Genomic DNA, 21,806 nt, shown 5'->3' on the forward strand with positions numbered 1-21,806 from the left:
CTCGAATTCTTTCAAAATATAACGATTAATTCGAAAACACGAGTATAGCCGCGTTATAAAAAGATAAAGCCCGGAACATTGCTGTCCCGGGCTTACAGTTCATACCTTATTTCTCGTAGGATAGCGAGGCTTCCTTCAGCTGCTTGAACGCCTCTTCCGGTGTGGATTTACCGAAGCTGAGCTGGTCACGGACCAGTACCCAGTCTTTATCCACGAAGTTCGTCCAGCCGCCGGCTCCGGCCGACCAGGTCTGGCCATCCGGCTCCGTAGCACGGAGCAGAGCCAAGCCTACCTTATCCAGATCGCTCATATTCGCTTCCAGCAGAGCGGCGTTATCCTTGTTGGCCGGGAGGCCACGGAAGGTCTTGGTGATTTGGGCAGCCTCAGCATCATTCACGAACCAGTTGATGAATTTCTTGGCTTCTTCAGCATGCTTGGAGTTCTTGGAGACTGCCATGTACATCGACGGCTTCAGCCAGCCTCCGGCCTCTTCGGCACGTGGCATGGTTACAAGTGCGTAGGCTCCTGGCTTAATGCTGTCCCAGGTTCCCAGATTGTTGGAGAAGCTGTAACGGAACAGCACCTTGCCTGCTGCGAGCAGATCCATTTGCGGATCATTCTCCTTATCGGAGGCATTCACATCCGCCGGAGGAACAAGCCCTTCCTTGCGGAGCTCTTCGAACTTGCGGGTCCAGTCCAGATAGGTGGCTTCATCCACGTTGAAGTGACCGTCATCCGTGATGACCTGCCCTTTGCCTCTGGCATACTGATACGCCGAGTACATGAAATAGTTACCTGCATAGTCGAGGGTGAAATATTGACCCTTCGGCAGCTTGGACTTGGATTCCTTCGCTAAAGCGAAGAACTCATCCCAGGTCCAGCCGTTGGCCGGATTCGCAATCCCCAGCTTATCCATAGCCGCTTTATCATATACCATACCGAAGGCTACGGAACCGAGCGGAACAGCGTACTGCTTGCCGTCAAGCTGTCCGCCGGACAGCAGCTTCGTATCGAATTTGCTGACATCCACCTCAGGAGCCAGGTCGGCCAATTGCTGGCGGGCCATCCAGTCCGGCATCCAGCCCGGGTCAAGCTGAACCACATCGGGTGCATTGTTGGCCGCAGCCTGCGTGGATAATTTGTCCAGATAACCGTCCATACCGGAATACTCCGGCTCAAAGGTTACGTTCGGATTATTCTTCGTGTACAATTCCAGGGCGGCGAGGGTAGCTTCGTGACGCGGCTGGGAGCCCCACCACATAATCCGCAGCTTGACCGGCTCATTGGTGCTTGGCGCTTCCGTTGCAGCAGCCGTCGCAGCAGCATTGGTGCCGGCAGGTGCTTCTGTAGCCCCTCCTGCATTGTTTACTTTATTCCCTCCGCCGCCGCAGGCAGCCAGTGTACCTAATATCGCTGTCATCGCCAGGACCGAAAGAGAACGCTTCCATTTCAACATCTTTAACCCTCCTGTATACATCTGTATTCTCTTGCTACATTGCTATAGTAACAAGACAGGTTGGAAGTTCATAGGAGAGCGATGCACGAATTCTTATAAAATCTTACGAATATGCCGTCCTGTAGACAGGCCATAAACGTTCAAGGGCTGCTCCGCTATGCTAAGATAGCGAAACAGCCCTGAGTGTCAACTCTGCGTTACTTACTTCATCATACTGGCAGCAATGCCGATAAGCTCATCCTTCGTTAGCTCCGCATTCTCCTGGCCGGAGATCACAGAATAGATAACCTTTGCACCGGGGTCAGACCAAACCAGCTTATACTTATACCCCAAGTCAAGTTCCTTGTTGCCGGAGTCATCCGAAAAAACGGCCTGTCTGCCTTCGATTTCAATATTTTCCATCTTTGTATGTTCACTCCACGACAGCGGATCTGCCGGGTTTTGGTTGTCATCCACACGCGAGACACTGATTCTTACCTGGACCTCCCCCTTCTTGTATACCAGTGAGGAATACGGGTAGGCAATGTTCTCCGCCTTCTCCACTCTCCAGGTTAACCGGAAGCTGTCTCCCAGGTCCCTCTCGTTTCCGCCTTCCAGCTCCTGCACATCCGGAACTTTTAAGAAAGAAGGCTTGATGATTGCCTCGTCCAGGGCATACCCTTCCGGCAGATACGCCGGCTGCTCCAGGACCGGAGCGTTGTGCTCATCTACACTGGTCTTATAGGCGGTATAGTCCTTGAACGTGAGGGGCGGACGGTACATGTTCATACTCCCCTCTCCCTCCTCGTCATCACGCGTAATTACATAGGTGGCATACTCTCCAGGAAGCAGCAGCTCCTTCATAAGCTCTGCCCCTTTTGAATACTTCTGGTTATAGAGAATACTTAGCTTCTGGTTGGCCTCATCCTCTATACCCGGCTGTGCTTCTGGAATATAAGGCTTCAAGGGTTCTTTCGCCTTCTCAATCAGCGTTCCGCCGGAAGCCGTCGCCGGAAGCGGCTGATACGGCAGCACCTTATACCGGGCTCCGGCCCCTTGCCGGACCTCATCCGAACTCTGGGCTTCAGCCCCTTGCTGGAGTTTGCCGGACAATTGGGTATAGCCCCCGCCCAGCAAGACCAGTGCCAGGACCGCCGCCGCCCAGCCCTTCACCGGCATCCGCTTCTGTCTCCGCCCGGTTCTTGTTTCCATTCTGCGCATTACTTTTGGTGCCTCTTCGCTTGGCGGAAGGGTCTGCAGCAGGTTCTCGTCTTCTTCAGCAGACAAGGCCCCCTCAAGCCCGAGCGCCTTCATGACTGGTTCATGAACATCAACGGTGTTCCAATGTGCTGAACGGTCACCCTCCTTCAGAAACTGCTCCTCCGGCGTTAATTCACGCTTGCCCATAATTGTTTCTCCTTTCTCTCAATCGCTTTTTTCAGCTTTCCCCTCGTCCGTTCATATCTTTTGCGTACGGTAGCCGTACTCACACCCAGAATTTCACTGATTTCCGCAAATGATTTATCTTCATAAATCCGCAGGATCAACAAATTCCGGTCGTCCACACCGAGCTTCGCCAGGGCGGCCGCGACAGGCTCGCTGAACAGCCGGTTATGGGCCGTCTGCTCGGCGCTCTTCACCGTAACCTCCTGCCGGAGCAGCTTCCGCACCTGTTGCTGGAATTTCTGCCGCCGCAGCAGGTTCAGACAGTGATGGTAAGCAATTTTGTAGAGCCATGATGCGAAATCTGCCTGCGGCTTGTACTGTCCGATATTCTGGTAGGCCTTGATCAGGATGTCCTGTACCGCATCTTCCGCCTCTTCCTTGTTATTCAGCAAGCGATAGCAGTAGAGGTAAATCCGCTGCTGGTATAGCCTGATCACATCGGAGTAAAGGCCTCCTTCCCCGTCCTGTATCCTCTTAATCTTGTCTCCAATAGCGTCCACGATAGTCTCCTTTCTGCGAAACATATAGATATAACACATGAGCAGTATGTAATGTGACAATGATCTTATTTACGGCTCCACAGCAAAAAAAGAGACCCCCAGATGAACTCTGTTGATCTCTCCGTTGCAGAACCTATGAACCTGTAAGCTTCCAAAACCGTCTGTCTGTCTACTCTATTCCAGCTCGACCGTCTGATTCAGATTCAGCTTGTCCGTGTCCTGGCCGGTCATCCGTTTGAACATGTATACCGCCTTCTCGGCCAGGTTGCCGCTCTTCCAGTACTCCGCCGCTTCGGCATGGACTTTAATCAGAATCACATCCGGGTCATCATAGCTTGTCTTCAGGAACGTATCGTACCCTGCACTCCAGAGCTCTTTCTTCTTGTTCACGTCGGTTACAATCTCAGCCGTTCCACGGATGGAGACATAGGACTTATCTGCATAGACCACGTTCACCCGGGGATCATACAGAATCTCCCCGAACTTGCTCGTATCCTTCTTGGTCAGGAACCACAAGTCTCCGTCGAATTCAACCTCCTGTGTCTTCATGGGCCGGGAGACCAGCCCTTCCTCCGAAATCGTGGTAAGCATAGCCATATCAATACCCTTGATCAGCTTGCGGACCGTCTCAACGGCTTCCTCGTGACTATGGTGTGTAGTTGACATCTTAACCGCCTCTTTTCTTCCAGGATAGGGAATAGGTTGTCCAAATGCATAGCATTTATTAACCAGAAAAGACGAAGCGTTACCGGATGTTCACCTATCCTTGCGGACTAACATCTCACATGTTTGCGTTTGAAGCCGGTCCGTCCCTTGTCCACAGCCTTCATAATATTATCGTAAGCGCTGATAAGCTTGCTCTTCGGCTTGTCCTTGTCCACCTCGACCGGACCCACCCGCTCCGCCGTCTCACATGCCAGATCATGCAGCGGTGAATAGGACACGGCTACGGTATACATAAAATTGTTCATAGAGTACCGGGTACGCTCCGGGGAGTCATGAATGGTCTTACCCACAAGCTCCAGCATTCCGGCCAGCTTGTCGCGCTGGAACTCCTGATCCGGGCGGCTTCCCAGCAGCCAGCAGTAACAGCTCCAGCCTGCCGACATTCTAAGGTCCTCTCCGCTCCTGATCCACTCATCCGCCACCTGCTGGGCAATATCTGCTTCAGCCAAGGTGACAGCCACCACGAAATCGGACAGCATATAGAAATAAGCCCCGTCTATCCAGCGGTTATAGTCCGCCTCTGTCATCCCGTTCGGGTCGGCAATGATCCCGGCAAAATACATCGCATCATAATTACCTGTGGCATACAGCTCCTCAGCCAGCGCCTGATTGATTCCGGTTTGCTTGAAGATCGGTTTCATGGCACCGGTAGCCACACCAAATAGCGGTTCCCGTGCGCCGTTTGCGGTATATATCTTCTTGGTCCGTTCCTTGCCAAGCGCTTCAAGCTCCTGCATGACCTGTTCTGCATTCATTGAACGTTCCTCCTTTTAGCTACCTCTCGTCCTCCGCCGGAATATCCGGCAAGTCGGGCCGTCCCTCGGGGTACGTCTGCTGCCCGAGCTGGTCGCCAATCCATGCTTTGCCGTCCTCGCCGGTTTCTTTTTTCCAGATCGGGACGATTTGCTTGATCCGTTCAATCACGTATTCATTCGCTTCATAGGCAGCCTTACGGTGGGGCGAGGAGACTGCGATGACCACGGCAATATCGGTAATCTCCAGCCTGCCGATCCGGTGGGTGACTGCAACTTTCGTATCCGGCCAGCGCTCCAGCACTTCCTGCCCGATGCGCTTCAGCTGCGTTACAGCCATGGACGGGTATGCTTCATATTCAAGATACAAGGTTTTCTTCCCCTGCGTGAACTCACGCACCGTCCCGATGAATAAGGTAATCGCCCCGGCTTCTCTGCGCAGAACTTTATCGGATACCTCAGCGGGTATAATCGCGGACTCTGTAATTTCAAATAACGAATGGCCCATTTGCTCACTTCCCTTCGATAGATGCAGCAGCTGCTCATATTGCTCGGGTGTATCTATATCTGCCGCGAAATCTTCCTCTAACCCCGCACCGGCCAGCTCATCCCTTCCCACCCCTAGCCAGTGCATTGATTCTAATAAACCAGCCAGCCGGTACTCACGGTTCGCAAGTCTTGCTGTAATGTCCGGCAAGATCCGGTGCGCCCGGTATACGCCATGCAGCATCTGATGCTTGCCGCCAATCACCGGCAGAACCGCATCATAACCGCCTGCTTCAAGCCGGGCAAGCATCCATGAGGCGGCCGGAGCTGATATATCAGGGCTGTCACAGCTTACCACCCAGGCATAGTCCGTCTCCGCGCTGGCAAAAGCGGCATGAAATCCGCTCAACGGCCCATGCCCGGCATAGACATCCGGTATATATTGAATATCCAATGGAAGATGTTCCAGATACGGGGAAGGATCGTTCGTGACTACAATCACGCTGGAGCACAGGGTCTGCAGCTCCCTCACCTGCCGGACAATGAACGGTTCCCCGTGGTAAGTCAGGAGGGCTTTATTGCGGCCCTGCATCCGGGAGTTCTGTCCGCCCGCCAGTATAATTCCTGTCAGCACCAAGGGCACCTCCTTTAGTAGAATTTAGGACTGAAGCAGCGCCAGCGCCAGCGCGATGACCGTCTGATCCGCAAGCGCCTGCTCCCGCATAGACAATACCGGAGGAGTATCCTGGCTAATCCGGGAATCAAACGCTGCACTTTGCCATTCCGCAGCCTCTTCCCAGCTTAACCACAGGCGTATGTTCGTCGCTTCCTTTTGCAGCGTTATCTGGTCCTCTGTGCGGCGAATTAGGGCGATCTTGGGATAATCTGCAGATTTGAACCCTTCAGCAATTACCAGATCTACTCTGCCGCGCATCGACTCGGCGATTTCCCGCAGTGAAGCCGCAGATCTGCGCATGACCCTGGTCGCCTCCGGCGAGGTCAATACCGTCTCCACTGCACCGTGCAGGAGATGCCTGCTGCTATCCGTTCCCGGATCATCCAGCTGAAACTGATGGGCATCATGCTTGGCAGAGCCAACCCGCAGTCCCTGCGCAGACAGGGCGTGGATTAACCGGCAGGCGAGAGTTGTCTTGCCGCTGTTCTTGTATCCGACGATTTGCAGTACAGGAACTGGGCGCTGTACCGCCGCATGCTGGGATTCCATAGTCACTGTGTCTGCTCCTTCGCTTGAAGATCTATTCCGATTATACACTATTCCATTCTGCCCGCTTCCCATTCCCCGACCAATCGTCTGCCAGCGCCACTGTGCTTCAAATCACCATCATTCTCCGCCGGATACAAGTATAGTTAAAGAGTCTGGCAGCTTACATGCCATGATATATCCGCGAAGGAGGTCTATGGCTGTATGAAAAAATACATCCCCAACCAGCACGGCGCCTGGGCGATGCTCGTTCTCCCGTTTCTGTTGGGCGTCGCCGCTTCCAAGGGGCAGTTCATACATATTCCGCTGTTTATCTGCTGGCTGCTGATCTATCTGTTCAGCTTCCCGCTCTTGCAGGGGGTGAAGACCCGGAAGTTCGCACGTTATGTCCAGCCGCTAAGTTTATATGGGCTGCTGCTGCTTCCGTTCGCCCTCTATCTGGTAATTGTCCAGCCTGTACTGCTGGGATTCGTGCTGCTGCTCTTGCCGTTATTCGCTGTTAACCTCTATTATGCCAGGACCAAGAATGAACGTGCCTTGCTTAATGACATCTCCGCTATTGTGGCGTTCTGTCTGGTGATTTATCCGGTCTTCTATGTAGGGCAGGGGGAGAATTGGAGGGCCGTGAATGAGCTATTCGTGCTGGCGGTGCTGTACTTCACAGGAACTGCCTTCTATGTCAAAACCGTCATCCGTGAGCGGAATAATATCCGCTTCTATTACGGCTCCGTGCTGTATCATCTGCTGTTCGCAGCAGCCGGGCTGTACCTGTTCCCTTCACTGCTGGTCCCGCTGCTGGTTCTGCTGCTGCGGGCAGCCATTCTGCCGAGGACAGGAATTACGGCCAAACGTACGGGAATCATCGAGATCGGCTTCTCCGTCGTGCTGTATGTGTCTGTGCTGATGCTCTATTTCTAAGAGAACCACAATACTTATTTGGACAAAAACCAGGAAGCTCCTTCGCCAACCCGCGCGTGAGGAGCTTCCTTCAGGTCTGCAGCCTATTCTACGATCATGTCCTGATTGCTTGAGCCCGGCGGCACAATGGGATAGACATTATCCTCCAATATAGGACATACCAATCTTGGCCTTGCTTCTGCGGGTCTCTTCCGTCCGCTCATCGGAATAACGGTCGCTGCGCTGCTCCCATACCTGCTTAATCGCTGCCAGCAGCTCTTCATCGCCAGCCCCTCCGCGCAGCATGGCCCTAAGGTCAAAGCCCTTGGAGGCAAACAGGCAGGTATACAGCTTGCCGTCAGAAGACAGCCGGGCACGCGAGCAGGTGGAACAGAACGATTCGGACACGGAAGTGATGAAGCCGATCTGGGCCGGACTGCCAAGATAGCCGTAGCGCTGCGCGACCTCGCCGCTGTAATTCTGCTCAAGAGCTTCCAGCGTATAGACGCTGTGCAGCTGCTGCAGGATTTCTTGCTTGGTGACGACCTTATCATAGCTCCAGCCGTTATCGTTGCCGACATCCATGAACTCGATGAAGCGCAGCGTGATCTTCCGCTTCTTGAAGTAGGCGGCCATCGGAAGAATCTCTGATTCGTTCACGCCCCGCTGGACAACCATATTCACCTTGACCTCAAATCCGGCGGCCGCCGCCTGATCTATAGCGTCCAGAATCATTCCCGGCCTGAAGCCGCGCCCGTTCATTCTGCCGAACAGCTCCGGGTCCAGCGCATCCAGGCTGACATTCAGCCTGCGCAGGCCCGCAGCATACAGCGGCGCAGCCTGTCCGCCCAGCAGAGTCCCGTTCGTCGTCAGTCCCATATCCCCGACACCGGGAATGGCAGAGAGGCAGGCAACCAGCTCCGGCAGATGGCGGCGCATTAGCGGCTCACCTCCGGTCAGGCGGATCTTGCTTACGCCAAGCGAGACGAACAGCCCCGCCAGCCGGCCAATCTCTTCGAAGGTGAGCAGCTCACCGGATGGAAGAAAAGCATAGTCGTCACCGAATATCTCCTTTGGCATGCAGTAGGAGCAGCGGAAATTACACCGGTCCGTGACCGAAATCCGCAAATCGTGGATAGGCCGCCGCAGCTGATCTTGTAGTGGATGATAATTCATGTGCGTCTATCTCCCTTCCCGTACACTTAACCTTACAGTACCCAATCATTCATGCCCTCTTCCGCCCCGAGCAGCAGGACATCCACCTGATCTCCTGCGGCGAAGCCTCTTGTTCCGCCCGGCAGTACTATTAGGGAATTGCCGCGTGCGATGGAGGAGACGGCGTTCGATTTGTTGAAGCCGGCCGGCCGGACCGCAGTGCCGTCATATACCGCCCGGATGAACCGGGTGAACGGGCTCGCCTTGGTGAAATCCTCCGCCAGAGCGGCTGTGGTACGCGGGAGATATAATTGTTCCGCCCCCATCATCTTAAGCAGCGAAGGTCTTACGAACAGCTCGAAGCCGGTGAAGCAAGCCGACGGATTGCCGGACAGTCCGAACAGGAATTGATCCCCGGCTACTGCCACTGTAGTCACACTGCCGGGACGCATCGCTACCTTGTTGAACAACACCTCAGCTCCAAGGCGCTTGTAGATCTCCGGCAGGTAGTCATAATCGCCCACTGACACTCCGCCCGTTGTGATCAGACAGTCGGTCTCAGCGAGCGCCTGACGGACGGTCTGCAGGCATTCCTCCAGCCGGTCCGCTGCTGTATCATAGATCCGGTAAGGAATGCCCATCCGCGCGAGCTGGGCGGCAATCATCGGCCCGTTGCTGTTACGGATTTTGCCGGGTACGAGCGGGTCTGTCACTGCCAGCAGCTCGGTGCCTGTAGACAGAATCCCCACCACCGGCCGCTTCCCTGCCTTAACCTCCCCGTAACCGAAGGTAGCGAGCAGCGCCACAACCCCGGGATGAATGAAGCTGCCGGATGGAATGACCGTCTCCCCCGCCTGCATATCCTCCCCTTGCAGAGAGAGATTCTCCTGCGGCGCAAACGCCTTGCGGATCGTAAATGTCCGCCCTGCGGAGACTGCTTGTTCAAACATAACTACCGCATCTGCCCCGGCCGGGAGCGCTGCCCCTGTCATCAGCCGTACCGCTTCACCAGGGCCGATTACAGCCTGCGACACTTCCCCTGCGCCGATATGATCCACCACGGTGAAGCTTACCCGGTTACTGCCGGAAGCACCGGCCGAATCTCTGGAAGCGATGGCATAGCCGTCATACGGGGACCGGGTGAAATGCGGTACATCATGGGTTGCGGTGAGCGGCCCGGCCAGAATACGTCCATAGCTTGCATGAAGCGGAACGTTCTCTGTACCTGTGCGGCATACTCTTCCGGTTACCCGCAGCACAGCTTCAGCTACAGTAACCGGGATTCTGTTCATCTCCACCCTCATCTGCTCCTCAGCGGGTACCGGACTGAGCATCCGTACACCCGTTTATTTCTGCGTAATATCGCTGAAGGTGCCTACATACCGGACATCTTCACCGGTCTCATCCTTCACGGCGCTAATATTCAGCCACTGCAGGTATTCTTCCCCGTTCTTGCGCTTGTTCCAGATCTCGCCCTGCCACATGCCCTTTGACTTGACCTCACCCCACATCACGCGGTAAAAGTCCTTCGGCTGGCGGCCGGATTTCAGCAGGCTCGGCTGTTTGCCCAGCACCTCTTCTTCGGTGTAGCCGGTAAGCCTCGTGAAGGCCGGATTGACCGTCTTGATGTGGCCGGACACATCCGTAACCAGAATCCCCTGGCCGGTCGAATTGAACACCTCAGAGGTAAGAGCAAGCCGGTCCTGGAAGTACAGCCACACCACAAGCACCAGACTGGCCAACGCTACCTGGGACAGCAGCATGAAGCCGATGGAATATTGTCCGGTTGCCGCATGAATCACAGATAGCATAATCGGAGGGAAGAATCCGCCCAGACCGCCCATCATCGACACAATCCCGTTGGCAATCCCCGCCTGCTTATTGAAGTACAGAGGCACCAGCTTGAAAATAACACCGTTGCCGATTCCGGCACTTACCGCAATCGCCAGGCAGCCTGCCGTATACAGGCCCATGTCCGGCATGAAGGCCAGAATAATGGCAGCCACCGTATATACACTGAAGGTGAAGATAAGTAAGAATAAAGGCTGGAACTTGTCGGCCAGCCAGCCGCCAATCGGACGGAAGAAGGTCGCTACCGCGATGAAGCCGGCGGTGCGCATCCCGGCATCTACCTTTTCCAGACCAAAACTGGATACCAGAAAATTAGGCAGATAAATGGTAAAGGCTACGAAGGAGCCAAAGGTAATGAAATAGAACAGGGAGAACAGCCAAAGCTTCTCGTTCCTGGACACGCTCTTGATCTGTTCAATAATCGGAGTGCGGAGCTTGGGCTCCTGACGGTCTCCGAAGAAGAAGTTAAGAACGATGAATACCAGCAGCAGAATCAGATACATTTTGACCGCAGTCTGCCAGCCGAACTGTGCTGCCAGGATAGGCGCCGAGAAGGTCGTAACCGCTGTACCGAGATTCCCGATTCCATAGATACCGTTAACCAGACCATGCTTCTCCTTCGGATAGTACTTCGGCAATGAGGTTACGCCTACTGAAAATACAGCTCCTCCTACCCCCAAGAACAGGCCTCCGATAATAAGATGTGTGACTGTGGACGCTTCACTGATGAAGTAGACCGGGAACAGCAGCAGCACGAAGCTGGACATAAAAATAATCCGCGCCCCCAGAATATTCGCATAATAGCCCAGCGGAATTCTCAGAATCGAGCCAAGCACTACCGGAATCGCCGTGACCATCGCCAGCCGTCCGGAAGGAATGCTGATATCCTCCGTGATAAAGGGCATCAGCGAAGAGATAATCACCCACACCATGAATCCGGTAATCAAGTTTAAGGTTTGCAGCGGCAATTGCATTTTTTTAATCATTCGTTTCACCTTTTCGCCGTTTTTTCTTGTGATGATTTCCTGTTATTGATACTTCCTGTACTCATTGTATCCGCCGTTCCCCGGCTCAGATATAGGGGAGTCCCCTTTCCCTGACAGGGTAAACCCTAAAATAACCCCACAAAGTGGGGCTTTAGCGTAGGTGATGACTCAGGTACTTTGCGGGGACCACAAAACATATACATTCTTGTAAAAAATAACGCCGCCTAATTGACTGCATGCGTTACAGAGTTTTAGGGACAGAATAGCATTATATGTATCCAAAAAGGCTGATTTTGTCTACAACGCGTAATTCTGCCATGATATAATAAGCCGAGCTTGAGGATCAGGCCATACCGTTAACAGGCGGTTTAATCAACTGGTTATTATTCCTGAAGGGTGTTGAACAACCAAACTGGGAGGTGCTGACCATGAATGAACCCATGTTAAAAAAAGCAATGGATACACTTGAATTTCTGAGCCAGGATGCCGCTACACGTATGGAGTATGATGCCCGGATGAAGTATTTGCGTGATGAGGCTTCACGGATGAATGGTGCTAAAGCAGAAGGACGTGCAGAAGGACGTGCGGAAGGACGTGCGGAAGGAATTGCGGAGGGAATTGCTAAGGGTGAACAAAAAAGGGCAGAGGCCATAGTACTTGAACTTCTTGCGCTTGGAGTAGAGACCTCAGTTATTCTTAAAGCTTCAGGTCTCACAGAACAACAAATCCTAAGGTTGAAAGCACAGATGGGGAAGCACTGACCGAACCCCTGTTGAAAAGTATAAATTCCTCTATTATCAAATATCAAAAGTATCAAAAAAGCCGCCCCAGTTAGAATGGAGCGGCCTGTTTTTTTGTCACGTAATCAGCGTATTCAACTGTCCGCCTAGCCGCTCCTTGTCCTTCGGACTCAGCTGGTTCTCGCCCATCGGGAAGATCACGATCTCTTCTTTGACAAAATGGACCGTCAGCACCTCAAAGGCCTCTCCCGCATCGTGTACGGCTGAGCGGATTCCCGCGAGTGTCATCTGGCTGATATCTCCCTCGGAGTGATGCAGGAAATGCCCGATGTACCCGTCAATCTCACGGTGCTCCTCCTGGATGCCGGCCAGCGGACCCTGGTCGAAGCCGATATACTGGCCCAGCAGCGGAAAGAAATACGTCTCTTCCTTCTCCGTGTGCCGCTTCAGCGGAACGCTGAACGCAAGCACTGCCTTACGCAGCTTCTCAAGCTGGGCCTTGGCCTCTTCCAGCGTAATCTGCTCCTGCTCAAACCAGAGGACAATGGCATGCCATTCCTCCATCAGAAAAGATAGATAGCGGTGTTCATTCTCAAGGATGCGCATCGCGGGCAGCGTAAACTTAAGGTCTGTATGTTCCGGCATACAGCTAACCCTCCAGTGGCCGGTCAGAAATCCAGCATTTTTTTCCTCAAAGCGTATTCGACCAGCTCGGGCCGGCTTTTAAGGTTAAGCTTCTCCATAATTTTGGCCTTGTGGGCTTCCACGGTCTTAACGGAAATAAAGAGCTTCTCTGCAATCTCCTTATTCCCGTATCCCTTGGCAATGAGCGGCAGAATCTCCAGCTCCCGCTTGGACAGTAACTCGAACAGATCTTCCGTCCCGCCGGTCTTGTCTTGCTTAATGAACTCACGGACCAGCGAGGTAGCCATCTTAGGATGAATATAAGTACCGCCTTCGTAAATCGTCCGGATCGCCAGCAGCAGCTCCTCGTCCGGCGCACTCTTGAGCACATACCCGGAGGCCCCGTTCTTCAAGACATGGAAGAGATATTCATCATCGTCATGCATCGTCAGAATCAGGATCCGGGTATCGGGATAATCCTCTTTGATCTTGCCGGTCGCGGTCAGCCCGCTTTCTCCCGGAGGCATGCTTAAATCCATGATCAGGATATCCGGCCGGAGCTTGGCGACCATGGTGTAGGCCTCTCTGCCGTCCGCCGCTGCTCCGATCACTTCAATATCATCCTGAAAATTAAGAATCATGGAGAATCCGCTGCGTACGATCGCATGGTCGTCTGCAATGACGATCTTCATCAGAAGCTCATTCCTTTCCTCGGGCCCATCATACAGGAACCTGCAGCATAATCCGGGTACCCTTGCCGGTCTCTGAATCCACACTGAAGGTTCCGCCCACCAGCTCTGCCCGCTCCTGCATCCCGAACAAGCCCAAGCCTGTTCCGGCAGGCTCATCGCCCAGATGGAAGCCGATCCCTTCATCCTGAATCAGCAGCTGGAGCATGCCGTCGTTCTCGGTGAGCGAGACCTTGACGCTGTCTACCTGGGCATACTTCAAGGCATTCAGCACCGCTTCCTGACATACCCGGTACATAACCGTCTCAATCTCACTCCCGTACCGCTTCTCGGGCAGCCGGGATTCATACTCAATCACCAGGCCATACGTTTGTTCCACCCGCTTGAAGTGGGAGCGGAAAGCGGCCTCCAGACCGAAATCATCCAGGGCAGCCGGCCTAAGCTCCACCGACAGGTTGCGGATATCACTCAGCAGGCGGGTCATCGACACTTCGGTTTGCTTCACTTTCTTCAGCAGGCCGTCATCAGCTGTCATATATTTCAGCACACGCAGATCAATCACGGCACTCATCAGCTCTTGCGCAACGCTGTCGTGCAGTTCACGGGAGATCCGCTTGCGTTCATTCTCCTGGGCTTCAATAATATGCTTCATCATTTTGTTCTGGTAGAACTTCTCCTGCGTCTTGAACTGTCTCGATAGATCCCTGAGCATGAACACCCGGATTCCGTTCTCTTCATCTATAGTGTGAAAGGTTGCCGCATACGGGACAATCCCCTTGTCTCTGGTCTCCAGATAGACCTGATAAGAGGTGAACTCCTCCGAGTCCGGGGTGTGAAAATAACAATTCAGGCAGGTCCGCAGCTCCGTCTCGCTGGTATATCCCCGGCAGGTTCCGCAGAGCGCTTCAGGATTCCCCTGATACAGCTGCCTCAGAATATCCTTGTCGACGATCGTCTCGGCAGCCGGATTCATCGCCAGGGCTTTCCCTTGCCGGTCAAAAAAGAACATCGCCTCCGAGCTGTTCTCGAACAGCTTCGTCATTAGCTCACTGCGCAAATCCGTAGCGGGGTTCATCAACTGAGCAACAATTCCTTCCCGTCCAAGTCTCCAATGCCGCCCCGCGCCGTCGCTTCCAGATCACCCAGCATCTCAGCGGTCACCTGCCGGTCCCCTCTGAAGCCGCCGAGAAGCACGCCTGCCACGCGGGCATCATTCCACATCGGCACCGCCCCGATGCTGTTCAGATTCTCCATCTTGGTGATGGGATAATTGAACAGGCTGTCGGGCTTCACCATAAGCTTCACCGAAGGGATCAGGAACGGCTTGCCGGTCTTGAACACGATGCCGGCAATCCCTCTGCCGGATTGCAGCACAATCCGTTTGTAGCGGTCACTTATATTGCCTGAGGCGTATTTCCAGCGGATCGCATAGTCATACTCCGCCGGTTCGGCGAACGCCAGCGACATGAAGTCATATCCCAGGCACTTACGGATCTGGTCAAGCCGGGTCTGGTAATCCACCTTATTCATCATCGCTTTCTCTCCTCGGATTGAACAGGGAAAGAAGTCCACGCTGCTCTTCCGTTAATTTGATTTATTTCTTCTGTATAGGATATAACTTCTGCCTACATAATTCAACGGAACACTCCATACGTGAACCAGCCGGGTGAACGGCCAGAAGGCAAAAATCGCGAACCCTGACAGGATGTGCAGCTTGAAGGAGAACGGCACTCCGCTCATCAGCGACGGGTCCGGGCGGAACATGAACAAGCCGCGGAACCACACGGAGATTGTATCCCGGTAATCGAACTCAGGCTGTACAGCATTCGTGACAATAGTGGAGTACATCCCCATGAACACAATGAACAGCAGGAGCGAGTTGACGATCAGATCGGAGGCGCTGCTGAGCCGGCGGACGTTCTTCAGGGTGAAGCGCCGTGAGGTCAGGATCAGCATTCCAGCCAGGGTGGCCGCACCGAAGATCCCTCCGATGTATACGGCGCCAATGTGGTACATATGATCGCTGACGCCGACAGCCTCCAGCCAGGACTTGGGCACGGCGAGACCGCCGATGTGACCCAGAATGACCGGCATGATGCCGAGGTGGAACAGAATGCTGCCGAATTTCAGCTGTTTTTTCTCAATGAATTCACTGGATTTGGCGGTCCAATTGAATTGATCCTTGCGGTAGCGGGCAATATGCCCGCCGATAAATACGACCATACACATATACGGGAAAATAACCCATAAAAACTGACCCAGCATATTCATTGACTTAGGGCCTCCTGTTCCGCACAAGCTTTGAAGGTTTCTCGCAATCCTTTAACCAGGTGATAATAAGGACTCTCCCGCTGCTCCAGCGCCTTCACCAGATGATACGAGCCATCCTCCAGAATCGCCATTAGCATCCGGAAGTTCTCCGGCGCGCCGGGGACGTCCAGCCACTGCGCGGCATAGATGAACTCACACATCAGCGGCAGGTAATCCGGCAGCTCATTCTCCGGCATTTCAAGGCCGAACATTTCGTACAGCAGCTTCAGCTTGGCGAGCATTTGCCCGCGTTCCTTGGCATCCTCGAATTTGAAGTAGGTCATATAGAGCGCGCAGTCCTTCTGAAAATCAAACGTAGCCGCATAATTCTCCTGAATCTCTTCCAGGCTGAAGCTCTGCATGAGCTTCCAGTAGGTCTGGACATGGGAATATGCCGGGTGGCCGGGGTCAAACGCCTCTTCCAGAAAAGTCGGATGGAAATCCAGCTTCTCCGGGTACATGAGCTGCAGGGCGAAATAACCGAAGGATTGCTTGTAATGATGCAGTTTGCTCAGATCAATCACGCCAGATCCCCCCGTAGAAATTCTCTTCATACATCTCCTTGCCGGTCTTCAAGGTGTCGCCGGAAGGGCTCGCCGGTCCGCAGCCGTCACAGCCGGAGCCCGAGCCCATATCGCCCATTCCGCTGCCGTAACCGGCAGAGCCTTGGGCACGGTAAGGGTTCATGTGCTGCTCCTTGTGGGAGGTCGGGATCACGAAGCGGTCCTCATATTTGGCAATGGCCAGCAGGCGGTACATTTCCTCCGTCTGCTGCGCCGTCATGCCGACACGTTCCAGACGGCTAAGATCGAACTCCTGGCCGGTAGACTGGGCGCGCATGTAAGAGCGCATCATCGCCATCCGCTGCAGAGCTTCCTTCACGGTCTCCGTGTCGCCAGCCGTCAGCATATTCGCCAGATATTGAATAGGTGTACGCATCTCTTCGATCGCAGGGAAAATCATATCCGGGTTCTTCAGTGAATCCTTGCCCTCAAAGTAGTTCATGATCGGGCTAAGTGGCGGTACGTACCATACCATCGGCAGCGTCCGGTACTCCGGGTGCAGCGGGAAGGCCAGCTTATGCTCAATCGCCAGCTTGTAGACCGGCGAGTTCTGCGCAGCCTCCAGCCAGTCCTCGGAGATGCCGTCTTTTCTCGCCTGCGCTCTGACTTCCGGATCATGCGGATTCAGGAACAGATCACACTGGGCCTGGTACAGATCCTTCTCATCCGGGGTGGATGCGGCATCCAGCACCTTGTCGGCATCATACAGCAGAACGCCAAGGTAGCGGATACGGCCCGTACAGGTCTCGGAGCATACCGTTGGCAGGCCTGCCTCCACACGCGGGAAGCAGAAGGTGCATTTCTCCGCCTTGTTGGTCTGCCAGTTGAAGTACACCTTCTTGTACGGACAGCCGGTCATGCAATATCTCCAGCCGCGGCAGGCTTCCTGGTCCACGAGAACGATGCCGTCCTCATCGCGTTTGTACATCGCTCCCGACGGACAGGAAGCCACACAGCTCGGGTTCAGGCAGTGCTCGCACAGACGGGGCAGATAGATCATGAAGGATTTCTCGAAGTTGAACTTGATCTCTTCCTCGATCTTCTGAATGTTCGGGTCCAGCGGGCCGGTCACATGCGCGCCCGCCAGATCATCCTCCCAGTTCGGTCCCCATTCCAGATCCATCTTCTCGCCGGTGACAGCAGAGTGGGCCCGGGCGACCGGGGAATGCTTCTGCTCCCCGGCACTCGTCAGATGCTCATAGTTATAGGTCCAAGGCTCATAATAATCCTTCATTTCCGGCATATCAGGGTTGTAGAAGATTTTGCCGAGCGCGATCTTGGACAGCTTGTTGCCGGATTTCAGCTCAAGCCGGCCCTTGCGCAGCTGCCAGCCTCCCTTGTACAGCTCCTGGTCTTCCCAGCGCTTCGGATAGCCGATACCCGGCTTCGTCTCCACGTTGTTGAACCACATATATTCCGCACCCTTGCGGTTCGTCCAGGTGGTCTTACAGGTCACGCTGCAGGTGTGGCAGCCGATGCATTTATCCAGATTCATTACCATTGCCACTTGCGCTTTAATTTTCAAGCCAGTTGACCTCCTTCATTTTGCGGACGGCTACGTAGACATCACGCTGGTTGCCGATCGGACCGTAGTAGTTGAAGCCGTAGCTGAGCTGTGCATATCCGCCGACCATCTGGGTAGGCTTCAGGTGAATCCGGGTTGGCGCATTATGGCTTCCGCCGCGCGTATCCGTAATCTCGGAGCCCGGCACCTGAATATGCTTATCCTGGGCGTGGTACATGAACATGGTGCCTCTCGGCATCCGATGGCTGACCACGGCGCGCGCAGTGACGACCCCGTTACGGTTATAGACCTCAAGCCAGTCGTTGTCCGCAATGTCATGAGCCGCCGCATCCTCGTTATTGATCCACACTGTCGGACCTCCCCGGAATAAGGTCAGCATGTGCTGGTTATCCTGGTAGGTCGAGTGGATATTCCATTTGCCGTGCGGCGTCAGGTATCTCAGAACCAGCGCATCGGTTCCGCCCTTCACGGCCTTGTCGCGCGGCCCGAAGACCATTGGAGGCAGGGTCGGCTTGTAGACCGGCAGCGCTTCGCCGAACTGCTGGAAGATCTCATGGTCAATATAGAAATGTTGTCTCCCGGTCAGGGTACGGAACGGCACGAGACGTTCGATGTTCGTAGTGAACGGCGAATACCGGCGGCCTTGCTTATTCGAGCCGCTGAATACCGGTGTCGGAATCACCTCTCGCGGCTGTGCGGTAATGCTCTGGAACGTAATTTTCTCGGCGGCCCGGTCTGCCGAAATATCCCGCAGCTCGACCCCGTGATCCTTCTCGGCCGACTCATAAGCCTTCTGGGAGACGCGGCCGTTGGTGGCGGAAGACAGATGCAGAATGGCATCCGCCGCCTGGCGGGCCGTCTGCAGCTTCGGCAGTCCGTGCCGGATCGTTTCGTCGTAATGCACACCGCTGATCTTCTTCAGCTCTTCGTATTCTTCGGCAACCGAGAAGCTGACGCCGTGTGCGCCTGCTTTGCCGGTAGCCAAATTCGGTCCGAGCGAGCTGTATTTATGATGAATTTGCGTGTAATCCCGCTCGACAATGGTGAAGTTAGGCATGGTTTTACCCGGAATGGCCGGCACCTCGCCCTTGGCCCAATCCTTGACCAGACCCATCGGCTGTGAGATTTCGCTGATGGAGTCATGGCCCAACGGGGACATTACCACATCTTTATAGACGCCGGGCAGCTGCGATTTCGCCATTTCGGAGAATACCTCCGAGAGCTGGCGGTAGATATCCCAGTCAGAACGGGATTCCCATAGCGGATTCACGGCCGGATTGAACGGATGGACGAACGGATGCATGTCGGTGGACGACAGATCTGTTTTCTCATACCAGGTTGCGGCCGGCAGGACAATATCGGCATACAGCGGCGTCGTCGTCATCCGGAAATCCAGGGCGACCATCAGATCCAGCTTGCCTTCCACATCCTCCCGCCAGACGATCTCCTCCGGCTTCTGCTCCTCATTCGGCTCGGCCAGCAGACCATCCGAGGCTCCGAGCAAATGCTTCATGAAATATTCCTGTCCCTTGGCGGAGCTTGAGATCAGGTTCGAGCGCCAGATGAACAGGGAGCGCGGGAAGTTCTCCGGTGCGCCGGGATCTTCAACAGCAAAGCGCGTCTTCCGCGATGTAATCTCTTCTACGGCATGGCCGATAATCTCCGCATTCGTCTTCTTGCCTTGCTGCGCCGCTTCTTCGGCGAACAGCAGGCTGTTCTTGTTGAATTGCGGGAAGGACGGCAGCCAGCCTAGCCGCGCAGCCAGCACGTTGTAATCTGCCGGGTGCTGGTAAGCAACATCCCCGCCGGTCGGCGATTTCAGGGAATCGGTGCCACTCTCCTCATACCGCCACTGCTCGGTGGCAAAATAGAAGAACGAGGTTGCATTCTGCTGCCGCGCTGGACCCTGCCAATCCTTCGCGAAGGCAACGGTGGACCAGCCTTCAATCGGACGGCATTTCTCCTGGCCGACATAATGCGCCCAGCCGCCGCCGTTGACTCCCTGAGATGCGGTCAGCACCACCAGATTCAGGATGGAACGATAGATGGTATCACTGTTGAACCAGTGGTTGATACCTGCGCCCATGATAATCATGGAGCGTCCGCCGGTCTCAATGGAGTTCTGGGCGAACTCGCGGGCAATCTGCACAACGACGCTTGCTTTTACTGTAGTAATCTTCTCTTGCCAGGCCGGAGTGTAATGAGACATTTCATCCTCATACCCCTTGGCGTTCAGCAGACTGTCTCTGCGCTTAATGCCGTACTGGCTCATCATCAGGTCGTATACGGTAGCGACATAACGTTCCGTGCCGTCCGCAAGCTTCATCTTCCGGGCCGGGATGATTCTGCTGAAGGTGCCGTTACCGGCATTATCGAAGTAAGGGAATACGATCTCCGTCCACTCTTCCCCATGGCGTTCCATGGTCAGGGCCGGCTCCACCCTGCTGCCGTCCTCCCGCTCCAGAATCAGGTTCCACTTCTTGCCTTCCTCCCAGCGCTGCCCCATCGTCCCGTTCGGCACGATCATCTCGCCTGTGGCTTCATCGAAGATCACCGGCTTCCAGTCCGAGTGCGGAGAAGCATCGCCCAGATCACTGGCCCGCAGGAAGCGTCCGCCCTTCAGGCTGTCCTCATGCGGATCGAGCAGAATCAGGAACGGCATGTCGGTATATTGCTTGGCATAATTCAGGAACATCGGCTCCTGGCGTTCCTGGTAGAATTCCTGCAGGATAACATGCGTCATCGCCTGGGCAAGCGCTGCATCCGAGCCGGGATTCGGAGCCAGCCAATTGTCGGCGAACTTCACGTTCTCGGCGAGATCCGGGGCGACCGATACGACCTTGGTGCCTTTGTAGCGCACTTCTGTCATGAAGTGGGCGTCCGGCGTCCGGGTCAGCGGCACGTTCGAGCCCCACATCATCAGGTAACCGGCGTTGTACCAGTCCGAGGATTCCGGGACATCCGTCTGCTCGCCCCAGATCTGCGGCGAAGCCGGAGGAAGATCGGCATACCAGTCATAGAAGCTCAGCATCTGGCCGCCCAGCAGCGAGATGAACCGCGCTCCTGAAGCGTAGCTGACCATCGACATGGCCGGAATCGGGGTGAACCCGGCGATCCGGTCAGGGCCGTATTTGCGGATCGTATAGATCAGCTGCGCTGCGATCAGCCGCAGGGCATCATCCCAGGCTACCCGGACATGGCCGCCCTTGCCGCGTGCCTTCTTATACTGGCTGGCCTTCTCGGGATCTTCCACAATGCTGGCCCAGGCATCGACATAATTGTCATGCTCCTGGAGCGCCGTCTGCCACAGCCGCCACAGCTTCCCTCTGATATACGGATACTTCACGCGCAGCGGGCTGTATTCGTACCAGGAGAAGGTGGCTCCGCGCGGACAGCCGCGCGGCTCGAACTCCGGCATATCCGGTCCGCAGGACGGGTAATCGATCTGCTGGTTCTCCCAGGTGATGATCCCGTTCTTCACGAACACCTTCCAGCTGCAGGAGCCTGTACAGTTCACGCCGTGGGTGGTGCGGACTACTTTATCGTGAGACCAGCGCTGGCGGTACATGTTCTCCCAATCTCTATTTTTCTCTTCAAGAATGGACCAGTTCCCGGAATAGCTCTCCACCGGCTTAAAAAAGTTAAGGCCGAATTTCTTCTTCATCTGTCCAGAACACTCCTTTGTACGAATCTATTCAATTAATCTCATTATGGATCTCCCCGGCCGCGCTTCCCATTAGGGAAACACCTATTGAACCTCGGGAATTCCCTTGATCTCACCCCGCAGCAAAAAAGCCTTCCCCCCTGAGGAGAAAAGCTCTGATTCTGCATGTGTACTGCCGGACAGGGGTCCCCATTAGGGAGTTCCCTCTTTATGCCCAGGGGAAGCTCTTAGCGGG

Annotated in this window: 19 protein-coding genes and 2 pseudogenes; 2 read left to right on the forward strand and 19 right to left on the reverse strand. The window is 54.8% G+C overall.

What is annotated here, in order from left to right; genetic code table 11:
* Window positions 1-106: 106 nt before the first annotated feature.
* The 8 genes and pseudogenes from MKY96_RS20995 to mobB all read right to left on the reverse strand — a co-directional run bounded on the left by MKY96_RS20995 (window position 107) and on the right by mobB (window position 6,570).
* Entirely contained in the window at window positions 107-1,456 is a 1,350-nt protein-coding gene (locus MKY96_RS20995; RefSeq protein WP_340942960.1) for an ABC transporter substrate-binding protein, read from the reverse strand.
* A gap of 201 nt (window positions 1,457-1,657) precedes the next feature.
* On the reverse strand, window positions 1,658-2,842 hold the full coding sequence (locus MKY96_RS21000; RefSeq protein WP_340942962.1) for a DUF4367 domain-containing protein: 1,185 nt from the start codon (window positions 2,840-2,842) through the stop codon (window positions 1,658-1,660).
* Entirely contained in the window at window positions 2,824-3,381 is a 558-nt protein-coding gene (locus MKY96_RS21005; RefSeq protein WP_340942964.1) for an RNA polymerase sigma factor, read from the reverse strand. Before MKY96_RS21005 ends, MKY96_RS21000 begins: the two co-directional genes overlap by 19 nt.
* Before the next feature lie 174 nt (window positions 3,382-3,555).
* Complete coding sequence (locus tag MKY96_RS21010; protein ID WP_340942965.1) at window positions 3,556-4,047, reverse strand: pyridoxamine 5'-phosphate oxidase family protein; 492 nt, start codon at window positions 4,045-4,047, stop codon at window positions 3,556-3,558.
* Between the two features lie 107 nt (window positions 4,048-4,154).
* Complete coding sequence (locus MKY96_RS21015) at window positions 4,155-4,862, reverse strand: DNA alkylation repair protein (RefSeq protein WP_340942966.1); 708 nt, start codon at window positions 4,860-4,862, stop codon at window positions 4,155-4,157.
* Window positions 4,863-4,881: 19 nt separating this feature from the next.
* Window positions 4,882-5,367, reverse strand: coding sequence for a molybdenum cofactor biosynthesis protein MoaE (locus MKY96_RS21020; RefSeq protein WP_340944684.1), 486 nt, complete (start codon window positions 5,365-5,367; stop codon window positions 4,882-4,884).
* Window positions 5,368-5,538: 171 nt separating this feature from the next.
* Window positions 5,539-5,988 (reverse strand): annotated as a pseudogene (mobA, locus tag MKY96_RS21025) (molybdenum cofactor guanylyltransferase); the annotation flags it as partial.
* 15 nt (window positions 5,989-6,003) lie between these two features.
* The gene (mobB, locus tag MKY96_RS21030) at window positions 6,004-6,570 is read right to left on the reverse strand and encodes a molybdopterin-guanine dinucleotide biosynthesis protein B (RefSeq protein WP_340944686.1); all 567 of its coding nucleotides are present in this window, start codon (window positions 6,568-6,570) and stop codon (window positions 6,004-6,006) included.
* Window positions 6,571-6,771: 201 nt separating this feature from the next.
* Between mobB and MKY96_RS21035 the strand changes: the two genes are divergently transcribed.
* A complete protein-coding gene (locus MKY96_RS21035; protein WP_340942969.1) occupies window positions 6,772-7,485 on the forward strand; it encodes a YwiC-like family protein in 714 nt (237 codons plus the stop codon).
* 138 nt (window positions 7,486-7,623) lie between these two features.
* On the opposite strand, the gene moaA is transcribed toward MKY96_RS21035, so the two are convergent.
* Genes moaA through MKY96_RS21050 form a run of 3 tightly spaced genes read right to left on the reverse strand, consistent with a single transcriptional unit; the run spans window position 7,624 to window position 11,456 of the window.
* Window positions 7,624-8,640, reverse strand: a complete 1,017-nt coding sequence (gene moaA, locus MKY96_RS21040; RefSeq protein ID WP_340942970.1) for a GTP 3',8-cyclase MoaA — start codon at window positions 8,638-8,640, stop codon at window positions 7,624-7,626.
* A 32-nt stretch (window positions 8,641-8,672) separates the two neighbouring features.
* Window positions 8,673-9,917 carry a molybdopterin molybdotransferase MoeA gene (locus tag MKY96_RS21045; RefSeq protein WP_340942971.1) on the reverse strand — a complete coding sequence of 415 codons (1,245 nt, stop codon included), beginning with the start codon at window positions 9,915-9,917 and terminating at the stop codon, window positions 8,673-8,675.
* A gap of 48 nt (window positions 9,918-9,965) precedes the next feature.
* Window positions 9,966-11,456 carry an MFS transporter gene (locus tag MKY96_RS21050; RefSeq protein ID WP_340942973.1) on the reverse strand — a complete coding sequence of 497 codons (1,491 nt, stop codon included), beginning with the start codon at window positions 11,454-11,456 and terminating at the stop codon, window positions 9,966-9,968.
* 332 nt (window positions 11,457-11,788) lie between these two features.
* On the opposite strand from MKY96_RS21050, the pseudogene MKY96_RS21055 reads away from it, so the two are divergent.
* Window positions 11,789-12,217 (forward strand): annotated as a pseudogene (locus MKY96_RS21055) (PD-(D/E)XK nuclease family transposase); the annotation flags it as partial.
* Window positions 12,218-12,313: 96 nt separating this feature from the next.
* Here MKY96_RS21055 and MKY96_RS21060 read toward each other — a convergent pair.
* The 8 genes from MKY96_RS21060 to MKY96_RS21095 are packed head-to-tail and all read right to left on the reverse strand — an operon-like array spanning window position 12,314 to window position 21,571.
* Window positions 12,314-12,841: a hemerythrin domain-containing protein gene (locus MKY96_RS21060; protein ID WP_340942975.1), complete on the reverse strand. Its 528-nt coding sequence runs from the start codon at window positions 12,839-12,841 to the stop codon at window positions 12,314-12,316.
* Window positions 12,842-12,864: 23 nt separating this feature from the next.
* A complete protein-coding gene (locus MKY96_RS21065; RefSeq protein WP_036691001.1) occupies window positions 12,865-13,512 on the reverse strand; it encodes a response regulator transcription factor in 648 nt (215 codons plus the stop codon).
* A 28-nt stretch (window positions 13,513-13,540) separates the two neighbouring features.
* Window positions 13,541-14,584, reverse strand: a complete 1,044-nt coding sequence (locus MKY96_RS21070) for a sensor histidine kinase (RefSeq protein ID WP_340942978.1) — start codon at window positions 14,582-14,584, stop codon at window positions 13,541-13,543.
* Window positions 14,584-15,042, reverse strand: a complete 459-nt coding sequence (locus MKY96_RS21075; protein WP_340942981.1) for a GAF domain-containing protein — start codon at window positions 15,040-15,042, stop codon at window positions 14,584-14,586. Before MKY96_RS21075 ends, MKY96_RS21070 begins: the two co-directional genes overlap by 1 nt.
* Window positions 15,043-15,093: 51 nt before the next feature.
* Window positions 15,094-15,780: a respiratory nitrate reductase subunit gamma gene (gene narI, locus MKY96_RS21080; protein WP_340942984.1), complete on the reverse strand. Its 687-nt coding sequence runs from the start codon at window positions 15,778-15,780 to the stop codon at window positions 15,094-15,096.
* Complete coding sequence (gene narJ / locus MKY96_RS21085; RefSeq protein ID WP_340942987.1) at window positions 15,777-16,343, reverse strand: nitrate reductase molybdenum cofactor assembly chaperone; 567 nt, start codon at window positions 16,341-16,343, stop codon at window positions 15,777-15,779. The genes narI and narJ overlap by 4 nt, the downstream gene beginning before the upstream one ends.
* Entirely contained in the window at window positions 16,336-17,907 is a 1,572-nt protein-coding gene (gene narH / locus MKY96_RS21090) for a nitrate reductase subunit beta (protein ID WP_340942988.1), read from the reverse strand. Before narH ends, narJ begins: the two co-directional genes overlap by 8 nt.
* The gene (locus MKY96_RS21095; RefSeq protein ID WP_340942990.1) at window positions 17,897-21,571 is read right to left on the reverse strand and encodes a nitrate reductase subunit alpha; all 3,675 of its coding nucleotides are present in this window, start codon (window positions 21,569-21,571) and stop codon (window positions 17,897-17,899) included. Before MKY96_RS21095 ends, narH begins: the two co-directional genes overlap by 11 nt.
* Between the last annotated feature and the right edge of the window lie 235 nt (window positions 21,572-21,806).

The sequence above is a fragment of the Paenibacillus sp. FSL R7-0302 genome (assembly GCF_038006885.1).
Lineage (GTDB): Bacteria > Bacillota > Bacilli > Paenibacillales > Paenibacillaceae > Paenibacillus_AQ.